Below are 12297 nucleotides of genomic sequence, written 5' to 3'. Positions count from 1 at the left end.
CTGCGCACTGCGCACTCCGGCCGATGGCCGGCCGACGCCAACCGATGCCGGCGGCCTACGTGTCGAACTCGCCGACCCAGCTCCGGTTCAGGAGCTGGGTCGGGAGGTAGTCGGAGACCACGTCGAGGGGAAAGTCGCCGTCCTCTCCGTGGCGCTCGACCGTGACCGTCACTCGCTTTCCTCGGCGTCGGGTCGCACCCATGCGCTCACGGGAGCGCCATTCTCGTCCCATGCGAAGGCCGCAAGAGCGATGTGGCCGTCCTCGCTGTGCAGCAGCCTCTGCGCGAGAACTCCGTTCTCATGCCATCTCAGAGCTTCTCCCGCCAGGGGAACCCGCTCCGCATGACCCCCGTGGCCTGGAGGACCCCGCTCGCGAACCCGTGCCAGTACGGCCCGTCCTTGATGCCTTGCGTGTAGGTCGTGACACTCACGCGGCGGCCGGCGAGGTGTTCCTCGGCCTCGCCCGTGAACACAACTCGCCCTTACAGAGGAGCCGTTGCTCGTAGTTGGCGTCCACGTCCGGGTCGTCCACGTCGACGCGACGCAGCTGCCTCGTCACGCTGCCCGTGCCTACGTGGGGAATTCGCCGAGCCATGAGCGGTGCAGGAGGTGGTGCGGCAGATAGCCCGACTCGACCTGGACCGGCATCTTGCCGTCGAAGGCGAAGCACGCCATGGCCAGGGGGGCCAGCGCGAGGTGCCCGGCCGGCTTCTCGGATCGTTCATCGGCGGTCCAGTACGCCTTGTGCAGCTCCAACGTGTGCACCAGAGCCTTGTTGAAGCCCTCCACGTCCTGGGTGATGAACAGGTAGAAGAGGTTGATCGGCGGGGCCAGCACCCCCTCCAACATCGCCCGCGGCACCTGCACCGCGACGTCGGGTGACGACATCTCCACCGCGCGGGTCAACTTCTCCACCAGGCCGGGTCCTTGGAGCCAGTACGTCTGCAGCGTGTCGACCCAGTGCAGCACGTACTCCTCGAACCCACTGGCATCGAGCCGGTCGAGTGGGAATCGGCACAGTTCGGTCAGCCGCGTCTGATCCCGACACACCACGGCGAGCCAGAACGTGCTGAGCCACGTCCCGAGGTCCGTCGAGGCAGCCTCGTCACTCGTGGCCGGCAGGGTGCGGACCTGACGGTTGATCATGCACTCCACGGACCCTTCTTCTGCCGAAGCGGTCGCGAAGACGGCAGAACCCAACTGAAGGGTGTTGACCACCGCTTCCCAGGTCTCCAACTTCGCGGCGCGCGGATCGACGGTGCAGCGGGCTCCGAGATGCAGCAGTGCGCTGTTGAATACCCGTCCGAGCGAGTGCGGGTACTGCTCCAGTTCGTCGATGTCCTCCGTGAGGTATTCGCCGAGGGACTCGACCCATTCCTCTTCCGTGACACCCGCCGCGAAATGCCTGCTGACAACTACAGTCACCGAAGGGTCCCCTTGCTGATGTCAAAGCGCTGATACTGGTACCCAGTGTACTGGAGACCGTTCGGGTCCCCCTTTACGAGCACATAGTCCAAGGTGCCGTTTTCTGCGGCCTTTTCCAGTGCACGCGCGAGGTCCTTCTCGCTCTTGACCTTCTTTCCGCGCTCATACATCTCGGCGATTATGTCCTGGAAATACTCCTGAGAACCTTGTGAAACCCTGCGCCCATCGGGCAGGTTACGACCGCCGAGGTCCGTCTTCACACTGCTCTTCGCCTCGACCACGACGTACCGTCCGTCAGCCGTGCGCCACACCTGGTCGAACTGGTCGTTGCCGTTCTTGGGGCCGTGGAGCGGCTCCTTCACAGCCCCGGGGTGGTGCTCCGCGATGTAATGATGCTCCGCGACATACTCGCCGTAGGCCCCGGTCTCCTCGATCATCGCCTTGTGGTACTGGCGGTATGCCTCACGGCCTTCCGCCATTTCGCGAGCGGTGTCGTCGGTACCGTGAAGCGCATGATTGTCCTGCGCTTCACGCTTGAACGTGTCGGCGAGCTGGTCCGTCCAAATCGAATAGAAGCGTTTGCGCGTGGCGTCCCGCAGACCGGCGAGCCGGGAGGGGTCGGCCACTGAACTCGGGTCCTGGTGGATGTATTTGGGGTCGAGGTAGTGAGGGGACGGAGGCGCCGGGGCATTCTTGGACAGAATCCAGGGTGAATTCTCGTCCACCCTGGTGAGCTGGGGAGGCGTGGTGCCGCTTGCGTCCGTGAAATCGAGGCTCTTGCGATTCCCGTTTATCTTGTAGAACTCGTCGAAGTACCCGGGTTCCTCGTTCGCCCGGTATACCTGGATCTCCTCTATCTGGGTGTCGCTGAGATGCCCGGGCGGACCGTAGGGGTTGTCGCCGTCCTGCATGAAGCTGGGTCGCTCCACCGGCTCCCGAGTGACCGGGGCATCGTCAGCCGCGCCATCGCCCGTGCGCGTGGCGTCATCGCCCGTACGCGCCGCGTCGTCCAGGCCGCTCGCACCGGGGTTCTCGGGAAGGTGGGTGCCGCCCGTGCCCGGACCGTCCGCGTGGCCGCCGCCCGTGCCCGGGCCGTCGGTGTGGCCCGTCCCGCCGGGACCGTCCGTGTGGGTGGCCGCAGAGGCGGGACCGTCCGTGTGGGGAACCGCCGTGGACGGGGTGTCGCCGTGGCCACCCCGGGGCGTGTGGTCCAGGTCGTTGCGCGGTGTGCCGTCCGGGGCGTGGCCGCCTGGGGTCGTGTGGTCGCCGGCGCGGCCCGTGGGGGTGTTGTCGAAGCCGTGGGGGCCGCCGTGGGCGCCGTTGTCCACCGCGTGGACCGGTTCGGAGATGTCGCTGCCGAGGCGGATGACGTCGTCGCCGCCTCGGGCGCCGACTCCCGCGAGGACCGGGGTCTCCTGGCGGACCGGGACCTCCGTCCTGGGGGTGTTCGCGCCCGTGTCGATCTTCGGGGACGGTTCCGGTCGGGCCTGGTCGGCCTTCTGGTAGAGGCTGCCGTCCTCCTTGTAGAGGTTGCCCGCCTCGTCGGCGTACTTCGCCGGGCCGTCGAAGGGCCACTTGACGGTGCCCGGGGGCAGGGAGGCGGTTCCTTCGGGGAGTCTGATGGTGTCGTCGGAGACCTTGATGGCCCCCTCGGGTATCGGGGTGTCCTTGGGCAGCTGAATCGTTCCGTCAGGCAGTTCCAGAGAGCCCTCGGGCAGGCTGAACGCGCCCTCGTCGATCTTGGGAAGCTCGATCTTGCCCATGCCCTTCAGACCGGCCATCACATCGCCGATCTTCGAGACGCCGGCCCCGGCACCCTTGAACACGTACGTCATCGGGTCGATCGCCCGGCCGGCCTTGCCCGCCAACGAGATCGCCTTGGCCGCGAGGCCCGCCTTGCCCGCGCCCGCCGCCGCACCGCCGGCGCCGCCGGTGAACACCGTCGTCAACACGTTGAACGTGACCGCGCCCGCCGCCCGCGAGGGGTTCGAACCCCACTGGTCCCAGGCGAGGAGCGCCTTGCCGGTCTCCTTCATCGCCGTGCGCGAATCACGGATCCACGGCGGCAGGTCCTTGTCGTCCGCCAGCCAGAACACCGTCGAGACGCCGGGGACCGAGGCGATCACCAGACCCGTCGCGAGCTTCCCGAGCCCCGTCCACGCCTGGCCCGCCGCGTCCCAGCCGTCGAAGCCGACCAGCGTCCCCAGGCCCTTGATCGTGCCCCACACGCCGTCGACGATCAGGCCCTTGCCGAAGTCGTAGGCGTGCTCCCACACCTGCCAGGCCGGGACGGACTCCTCCACGGCATCGCCCCACGGGAGCGTCTTGGCATGCTTGAGGGCCTCGGCGTCATAGCCGTACATGCCCTCGCCGTTGGAGCCGTCGTTGACCTTCAGCGGCGTTCCGCACACCAACGCCACGATCTTGTCGTGCGCGTGCCGCTCCGCCGCCTGGAACTGCGTCCACACCTCGGCGATCTTGTTCCGGCGTTCGAGGTTCTCGTCGATGAGATCCCCGTCCTCGATCCAGTCCTCGTCGCCGGCGACCTTGGACTTGAACGACGCCGCCTCGGCCTTCAGTTCCTCCATCCTCTTCACCAGAGGACGGATCTCCTGCGCGTAGGTGCCCAGCGCTCCCGCGATGGTGCACATGTCGCCGCTGAACGACATGGTGATGTCGACGACCGGCTTCGTCACCGCGAACAACTGCTCGGCCTCGGGCGCCTGGTAGTACGCCGACATCCCGCCGAAGGTGGTGTGGACCGAGGAGCCGGCGTTGGCCAGCGCGCCGCCGTCCGCCGACAGGGCCTTGACCTTCTCGTCCAGCACCGACAGCTGTCCCGTGAAGACGGGAACGTTCGCCGGATCGACCGGGGCGTTGCTCACTTGTGCCCTCCCGCGGCTTCCTTGAGCTGGTCGAGGCGCACGTTCTTCGCCGCGTCCTGGGCCTCCTTGGCCGCCTCCAGGTCGCCGTGGACGTACTCGTTCGTCGCCTTGGCCGCGCCCAGCACCGCGGCCTGGATGCGGTCGACCATGGACTTGAGGTCCGTCTGCCGCTTCTCCAGGTACTGGCTGAGCGCGGCGCCCACCGGGCCCGTGCTGCCGCGGTGCGACAGGGGCACCTGCCCCGTCGCCACCGGGCCCTGCATGGTGGGTGAGGGCAGCTTGGCGGCCGATCCCGGAATCGCCGTGCCGGCCGCGTACGCGGCCTCCGACATGTCCGACATCAGCTTGTTCAGCGCCTTCTCCAGATCACCCGCCCGCTCACCGGTGAGCTTGAGCTGGCTCTGCACACCCTGCGGCTTGATGTCCCACGACGTCATGGCTCCCCCGAAGCTCCGACAACCCCGCTCAGCCGATGTTGTCGACCGCGGCCTTGGCCCGCGCCAGCGTCTGCTGCGCCGTCGCGTCGTTCTTCTCCAGCGTCGTCTTGAGCAGCCGGATGATGTTCTTCACCTCTTGCGAGGCGTTCTTCCACCGCAGTTCCTTGGCGTGGTAGTCGTCCGCCACGCCGTCCGCCGCGAAGTCCGACATCGCCGCGCTCACCTGCGCCTCGCGCGCCGCGATCACCTGCTCCAACTGGCCGATGACCACCTGGATGTTGCCCTGCGCCTCGGTCGACGCACCCGTGTCGTAGGACCGACGGTCCGTGTCACCGGCCATCACACATCACACTCCCCGTGTGGTTGAAGGGTTCTGAAGAGGATCAGCGGCCGGAGAACCGGGCCGCGTCGAAGTTGCCCGCGCCCATCTGCGTGCGCGCGTTGTCGCCGTGCTCCTGGTCGCCGGTCCCGAAGGCCTTCTCCATGCCGGACTGGCCGCCCAGGATGGCCGACAGCGAGGCGTTCAGTTCCTTCGTGATCCCGTCCGACCGCAGCTTGAACGAGTCGAACGCGACCTTGCCCTGGCCGTTGAACTTGCCTTCCAGGGGCTGCGCCGCATTGATCAACTGCTGGATCAGCGTCCCCAGGTCGGTACTGGAGTTCCGCGACCCCGACATCAGGCTCGTCAGAACCTGCGTCCCCATGTCGAACTTCATTCCACTCCCCCGCACACTCGGATGACCGTAAGTATGTTCATTTCTATCAACTCACGTCGCTAGTGCAACCAGCAACCGGCTTCCTGTGACAAAGGCCTGACAAACCCGCGGCCCCCGTCACTCCCCCTTCAGGTGTCGCACCAGCCGCTCGAAGTCGGTCCATCCCGAAAGGTCCGAAGGATCCCCCGGGAACGGGTAGTACAGCGCCGGGCGGGCCTTCGGTCCCAGTGTGACCGGCTGCACCGACAGCGGCGTGCGTCGTGCGCGGTCGCCCGGCATCGCCCGGACCTCCTCGGATCCCAGGACGAACGCCAACGGCACTCCGGGTCCCTCGAAGCGGGCCGGTACCGCCAGGTCACGGCGTGCTTTGCGGAACTGTACGAGCATCGACCGCAAGGGGTGGCGGGTGGCGAGGGCCTCCGCGAGCCGCGGCAGCGCCTCCAACGGCGGCTCCTCGTGGGCCCCGTAGCCGAACGCGAGGGTGACGTCCTCCTCCACGCCCGCCTTCGTACGGGTCACCCGGACACCGGCGACGCCCGGCCGCTCCGGGCTGCCGACGACCACGAACCAGCTCGGCTCGGGCGACCGCGCGTGCGCGACGTCGGTCAACCGCGCGGGTGACCAGGGCAGGTTGGCGGGTTCGGCGGTCGACCAGCCGGCCGGCGCCTCGCCGGTCAGCTCGCGCCAGACCGTCTCCAGGGCGCCGCCGAGCACCAGCCGGTCGTCGGCGGGGTGGACCGTACGGAAGGAGACGGTGAGTTGGCGTTCGCCCGTGTCCGTGAACTCCCGGAACGAGGCCGCCACCGGGGTGCGCGGATCGTCCTCGGTCGCGTCCGGGTGCACGACCGTCGCGAACATGCCCTCCTGCCAGCGCAGCACGGCGCCCGAGCGGCCGTCGAAGTAGCCGTCCCGTTCGTCCCGCACCACCCAGCGCGAGGGCCAGCCGGGCAGGGCGTCGCGCACGGCCGGGGTGAGGGTGCTGCCCGCCGGGCTGACGATCTGGAGCCCGCGCTCCGAGGCGGCGGCGGCCCGGAAGGCGTCCGCGAGCCAGGCCGTCATCGCGACCACGGGCCGGTCCATGATGACGACGGCGACCTTGTCGGTCAGGACGTCCACGGCGGGTTGCGCCGCGGCCGGCGCGGGGGCGACGTCCACGCCCTCGGCCGGGACCACGGCCAGCGACAGCGCGGCCTCCGGTGGCCAGGCCGTGCCGCCGGCGAGTGCGGCGACCCGGGCCGCGAAGGTGCCCGCCAGCAGCTCGGCCTCCGCGACTCCGGTGGTGGCGCGGGCCTCGGTCCACCAGAACGGCACCGGCGGCTCCACGGCTGCGAACAGCCGCGTGGCCTCGCCGGGGACCTGTACGAGCATCGGTGCCTCGACGGCCACCAGTGGCCGGCCCCGCGGGTCGCAGAGCTGTACGACGGCTCCCTCGCCGGTGATGTCCACCAGCTTGTCCGGGCCGCCGGAGAGCAGCCCCGCGAGCACGCTCCAGGCGTCGGGCATCCGCGGGGTGAGGGCTATGACGTCCTTGGTCATGGGGTCGTACGGTCCTTAGGGGTCTGGCGGTTTCGTCACTCGGGCGTGTACACGGTCTGGATCAGGCGGTGGGTCTGTCCCCGTCGGACGAGCACACCGCGGCCGGCGGGCTGCTGCGAGGCGTACACACCGGGGAAGAGCTGGCCCTCGCTGCGGTCGCCCGCCATCACCACGGCCGAGGCCCCCGACTCGCGCAGGCCCTGCACCAGCGGCTCGTACATGCCGCGCGAGGCGCCGGCGACACGGCGGGTCAGGACGAAGTGCAGGCCGATGTCGACCGCCGACGGGATGTACGGCAGGAAAGGGGCGAGCGGCGACTGTCCGGCGGTGGTGAGCACGTCGTAGTCGTCGACGAGGACCACGATCCGGGGACCGCCGCCCCAACTGCCCGGTTCCAGGTCGTCCAGGGGGGCGCTGTCGTCGGGCATCCGCCGTTCCAGCTCGGTGGCGATGCCCGCGGCCAGTCCCGCGCACATCTTGGCGTTGTAGGCGTAGCCCCCGTTGAACTCCTCGGGGATCGCCCCGCGCAGGGCGCGGCGCGGATCCATGATGGCGAAGACGAGCTCCTGCTCGCCGTACCGCTCGATGAGTCCGGCCGCGATGGTCTTCAGCAGGTTCGTCTTGCCGCATTCGCTGTCGCCCATGACCAGCAGGTGCTGGTCGTGCGCGAAGAGGTCCAGCAGGACGGGCGCCAGTGCCGTCTGGTCGAGGCCGATCGGCACCCGGCGGGGTTCGACGGCGGGTCCCGGCAGCAGGTGCGGCTCCAGGACGTGCGGCAGTACCCGTACCGGCTGGGCGGCCTCGCCGCTCCAGGTGGCGCGCACCTGGCGGGCCGTGCGCTCCAGTACCGCGCCCAGCTCCGCCTGGTCGGCGAGGCCGTCCGTGCGGGGCAGCGCGACCTGCGCGAACAGCTTGCCGTCGGTGAGGACCCGGCCCGGCTCGTCGGGCGAGAGGGTCTCGGCGAGCTTGCGCTCGATGCTGGACTCGCCGGGGTCGTTGAGCCGCAGCTCGACCCGGGTGCCGAAGTTCGACTGGGTGGCGATGCGGACGTCGTTCCAGCGGAGCATGCCCGCGACGACGTGGATGCCGTAGCCGCCGCCGCGCTTGAGGATGTCCACGACGGCGTCGTCGAGTTCCTCGAAGTCGTCGCGCAGCGCGCCGAAGCCGTCGATGACGAGGACGATCTCGGCGGAGGCCAGTTGCGGCAGCCGGCCCGCCGCGTGCAGGGTGCGCAACTGCTCGACGGAGTCGATGCCGTGGTCGCGGAAGAGGTCCTCGCGGGTGGCGAGCATGTTCCGTACCTCTTCGACGGTACGGGCCGCGCGCTCGCGGTCGGCGCGGCCGGCGATGCCGCCGACGTGCGGCAGACCGGACAGGGCCTGGAGGCCGCCGCCGACCAGGTCGAGGCCGTACACGCCGACCTCGCGCGGGGTGTGGGTCAGGGCGAGGGAGAGGACGAGGGTGCGCAGCAGGGTGGTCTTGCCGGACTGCGGTCCGCCGATGACGGCGGCGTGGCCGCCCGCGACGGTCAGGTCGAGGTACCACTCGCCCTGCCACTGCTTCGTCGGGTCGTCGAGCAGGCCGAGCGGCACGGTGAGCCGGCCCCGTCGCTTGGCGAGTTGCATCCCGCGCGGGCCGGCGTCCAGCGGGCCGGCGACCGTGTCCAGTGCGATCGCGGTGGGCAGCGGCGGCAGCCAGATGCGGCGTACGGGGGCCGCGGCGTGCTCCAGTTGTCCGACGATGACGCCCATCTCGGTGGGGCCGGTCTCGCGGCGGCGGGCGGAGGGCTCCTGCGGACCCTGGTTCTCCAGGTCGGCGAGGGTGTTGAACGCCTCGTACTCCAGGGCGAGGGGGCCGGTGTCCTCTTCCTCGGCCCGTCGGACGGGTCCGCGGTAGCCGCCGGACACGTAGCTCGCCTTGAAGCGCTCGTAGTGGCTGGTGTCGACCTTGAGGTAGCCGAAGCCGGGCAGCGGGGGGAGGTGGAAGGCGTCGGTGGTGTCCAGGACCGTGCGGGACTCGTCGGCGGAGAAGGTGCGCAGGCCGAGCCGGTAGGAGAGGTAGGTGTCCAGGCCCCTGAGCTTGCCGCCCTCGATGCGCTGGCTGGACAGCAGCAGGTGCACGCCGATGGAGCGGCCGATCCGGCCGATGGACAGGAAGAGGTCGATGAAGTCGGGCTTGGCCGTGAGGAGTTCGCCGAACTCGTCGATGACGACGAACAGGTGCGGCAGCGGTTCCAGGTCGGGTCGCCGGTCGGCACGCAGCGCGGCGTAGTCGCCGATGTCGGCGACGTTGCCGGCGTCCTTGAGGACCTGTTGGCGGCGCTTGACCTCGCCCGCGAGGGAGGCGTGGACGCGCTCGACGAGACCGGCCTGGTTCTCCAGGTTGGTGATGACACCGGCGACGTGCGGCAGGTCCGCGAACGGGGCGAAGGTCGCGCCGCCCTTGTAGTCGACGAGGACGAGCGCGAGGTCTTCCGGCGGGTGCGTGGCGACCAGGGCGAGCACGAGGGTGCGCAGCAGTTCGGACTTGCCGGAGCCGGTGGCGCCGACGCACAGCCCGTGCGGGCCCATGCCCAGCTCGGAGGACTCCTTCAGGTCGAGCAGGACCGGCTCGCGGGAGTCGCTCACGCCGATGGGCACGCGCAGGAAGGCGCGCTCGCCGCGCGGCGCCCACAGCCGGTCGAGGTCGAGGCGGGCCACGTCGTCGATGCCGAGCAGGTCGGCGAAGTCGACGGGTCCGGACAGCGGGGCGTCGATCAGGGACTCGGCGGACAGCCGCATCGGCGCGAGCATCCGGGCCAGGCCCTCGGCGAAGGGGATGCCGACCTCGTCCACGGTGCCGTGGGCGCTGATCGGTTCCTCCTCGCGCAGGTCCTCGATGAGGACCCGGTCCCCGTCGACGGTGATCCGTACGCCGACGTGGCCGGGTTCCTGGATCCGCTGTTCGAGCAGGTGCAGGACGGTGACGCCCATCTCGCGCAGGCCGACGGCCTCGTCCGGGCGCGGCAGCTCGACGGCGTCCTCGCCGTGTCCGTCGGCGACGACGAGCAGCCGGGAGGTCATCGACAGGGCGTCCTTGCCGGACAGGCCGCGACGGACCTCGGCGGCGTAGGAGGCGCGGCGGCGCAGTTCGGGTCCGAGCCGGCGGGCGAGCTGCGACGCCGAGGGCGCGATCCGGCGGGCGGCCACGGGCCCGTCGAGCTGCTCGGTGTCGAGCAGGTGCGGCATCCACTTGGCCCAGTCCCAGTCGTCGAGCCGGTCGCCGGGCACGGCCAAGGCGATGGCGACGTCGTCGGGTGCGTGGGCCGCGGCGGTCTGCACCATCAGGGCGCGGGCGACGCGCAGGCAGTCCTCGCGGGGACCGATGACGGTGACGTTGCCGACGCGGTCGAGGGGGACGGTGAGGGGGAGTTCGGTGCCGTTGCGGAACCGGGTGGTCAGGGCCGAGGCCTCGTTGAGCATGAAGAGGTCGGGCGGGGTGAGGACGGTGGAGCCCTGCTCCGCGATGCGGAGGTCGCGGACGGGCATCTCGCCGGTCCCGACGCGCACGCGCAGGAAGTCGGCGTCGACGCGGCGGCGCTCCCACAGCCGGGCCGGGTCGCGCACGATGTCGTAGAGCGCGTGGGGCGGCGGGTTGAGCACGTCGGCGCGTTCGCCGCGCTCGCGTTCCTCGGCGGCGAGTTCCTCGCGGAGGTCCTCCAGGTAGGCGAGGTACGCCTCGCGCTGGGTCCGTCGGGTGCGTTGGGCCTTGCCGCGTTGGGAGAAGACGAGTCCGACGGAACCGATGATGGTGACGACGAGGATGAGTGCGCCGAGGGCGGCGAACTGGCTGTTGCGGACGACCGTCATCATCACGACGGACGACATGACGCCGGCCACGGGGAGCAGCGACATCGCGATGTTGCCCGCCTTGCCCTCGGGCAGGTTGGGCGGTGCCTCTATGACGCGTGCCTCGGAGGCGGCGGGGGGCCTGACCGTCCGGGCCGGGCGGTGGATCAGTCGGGTGCTCATCTAAGTCGTCCGTCGTCGTCCGTCAGTGGCGCTTCTGGGAAAGCCGGAACGCGTCCGCCGCGATGCGGGTGGCGGCCGTCCTGGTCGCCTGGGCGAGCAGGTCGGTGCGGATCTCGCCGCCGTCCGCGAGGTGGCGGTCGTACGGCAGGACGTGGACGCTCGTCCCGGTGGACGCGAGCGTGCGCACCGCCTCGTCAGTGTCGATGCCCGAGTGCGGGGCCTGTTCGGTGAGGACCACGACGGTGCCGCCGATCACGTGCGGGGGCAGGCCCTGCATCCACTGGAGCACCGCGTGCGTACTGGCGACGCCGTCGAGGGTCGCGGGGGTCGTGAGGACGCAGGCCTGGGAGGCGGTCAGTGCGACGCGGGCCACTTCCGCGGGGAGCGTCTCGCAGTCGACGACCGTGACGCCGAAGTAGCGGCGCAGGGCGACCATGGCGCGTTCGTAGGAGCGGAAGTCCAGCATGGCGCCGATCTGGCCCTGGCTGCCGGGCAGCAGCCAGGCGTTGTCGCGGAGCTGGACGAGGTAGCCGGTGATGTCGAGCAGCGACATCTGCGGTTGGACGATGTCGGCGACGTCCCCGGTGGTCCAGCGCAGTGACTCGGCGCCGAGCCGGATGGGCAGCGAGCCGAGGGCGGGGTCGGCCTCGACGAAGAGGACGGGGTCCTGGCGGTAGTGGGCGTACGTGGTGCCCAGCAGGGCCGCGACGGTGGACTTGCCGGCGCCGCCGCGAATGGAGGTGACGGCGATCTGGCGGCCGGTGGTCACCGGCTGCTGGAGCGATTCGGCGATGCGGGAGACCTCGGCGACCTCGCGGGCCACGGACGAGGAAACGGTTCGCCAGATCGCGCGGGCGGCCCGGGCCGTGAAGGGTTCGCCGTTGCGCGGCTTGCGGCTCGCCGCGGCGAGGCTCGGATCGACCGCGGGGCGGGAGTCGGGGGTACGGGCCGCGCGGGCGGGGGCCGGGTGCGCGGGGCCGGGGGCCGGGGCGTGGGCTTGGGCGTGGCTCTGCGGCCGTGGGGCGGCGGACGGTACCCGGGGACCGCCGTCGGGGTGTGGACCGCCGGGGTGCGGGGCCTGCGGGGCCGGGTACGGGGCCGCCTGCGGGGCCGGGGCCTGCGGGGCGGCGGGCCGCGCGGGGTCCTGCCCCGGGCCGGGGGGCGGGGGCGGCGGGGTGGCGCCCTGCCCGGCGGGCCCGGGCCCGCCCTGCGGGGCGGGCTGCCGGCCGCCGCCCCTCAGGTCCCGCAGGACGTCGCCCTGCCAGTTGTCTGCCTGTGACATGTCTGT

General features: G+C 70.7%; 10 protein-coding genes. All 10 read right to left on the bottom strand.

Annotation, left to right across the window (positions count from 1 at the left end; genetic code table 11):
* Positions 1-308: 308 nt before the first annotated feature.
* The 10 genes from OG906_RS18330 to OG906_RS18285 all read right to left on the bottom strand — a co-directional run bounded on the left by OG906_RS18330 (position 309) and on the right by OG906_RS18285 (position 12291).
* Complete coding sequence (locus OG906_RS18330) at positions 309-431, bottom strand: hypothetical protein (protein ID WP_329444159.1); 123 nt, start codon at positions 429-431, stop codon at positions 309-311.
* Positions 428-559 carry a hypothetical protein gene (locus OG906_RS18325; protein WP_329444157.1) on the bottom strand — a complete coding sequence of 44 codons (132 nt, stop codon included), beginning with the start codon at positions 557-559 and terminating at the stop codon, positions 428-430. The genes OG906_RS18330 and OG906_RS18325 overlap by 4 nt, the downstream gene beginning before the upstream one ends.
* An 11-nt stretch (positions 560-570) precedes the next feature.
* Positions 571-1425 (bottom strand): immunity 49 family protein, encoded by an 855-nt coding sequence (locus OG906_RS18320; protein WP_329444154.1) that lies wholly within the window; start codon positions 1423-1425, stop codon positions 571-573.
* Positions 1422-4310, bottom strand: a complete 2889-nt coding sequence (locus tag OG906_RS18315; protein ID WP_329444152.1) for a hypothetical protein — start codon at positions 4308-4310, stop codon at positions 1422-1424. The genes OG906_RS18320 and OG906_RS18315 overlap by 4 nt, the downstream gene beginning before the upstream one ends.
* Positions 4307-4747, bottom strand: a complete 441-nt coding sequence (locus OG906_RS18310) for a DUF6507 family protein (protein ID WP_329444150.1) — start codon at positions 4745-4747, stop codon at positions 4307-4309. Before OG906_RS18310 ends, OG906_RS18315 begins: the two co-directional genes overlap by 4 nt.
* A 28-nt stretch (positions 4748-4775) precedes the next feature.
* Entirely contained in the window at positions 4776-5087 is a 312-nt protein-coding gene (locus OG906_RS18305; protein WP_267797349.1) for a pore-forming ESAT-6 family protein, read from the bottom strand.
* A gap of 43 nt (positions 5088-5130) precedes the next feature.
* Positions 5131-5463 (bottom strand): hypothetical protein, encoded by a 333-nt coding sequence (locus OG906_RS18300; RefSeq protein ID WP_267797350.1) that lies wholly within the window; start codon positions 5461-5463, stop codon positions 5131-5133.
* 117 nt (positions 5464-5580) lie between these two features.
* Complete coding sequence (locus OG906_RS18295; protein WP_329444147.1) at positions 5581-6999, bottom strand: DUF6177 family protein; 1419 nt, start codon at positions 6997-6999, stop codon at positions 5581-5583.
* Between the two features lie 35 nt (positions 7000-7034).
* Complete coding sequence (eccCa, locus tag OG906_RS18290; RefSeq protein WP_329444145.1) at positions 7035-11009, bottom strand: type VII secretion protein EccCa; 3975 nt, start codon at positions 11007-11009, stop codon at positions 7035-7037.
* Positions 11010-11031: 22 nt separating this feature from the next.
* Positions 11032-12291 (bottom strand): MinD/ParA family protein, encoded by a 1260-nt coding sequence (locus tag OG906_RS18285; protein ID WP_329444144.1) that lies wholly within the window; start codon positions 12289-12291, stop codon positions 11032-11034.
* Positions 12292-12297: the final 6 nt, after the last annotated feature.

The sequence above is a fragment of the Streptomyces sp. NBC_01426 genome, assembly GCF_036231985.1.
Lineage (GTDB): Bacteria > Actinomycetota > Actinomycetes > Streptomycetales > Streptomycetaceae > Streptomyces.
Note: the sequence above shows the minus strand (reverse complement) of the source record. Positions and strands in the feature narration are given on the sequence as shown.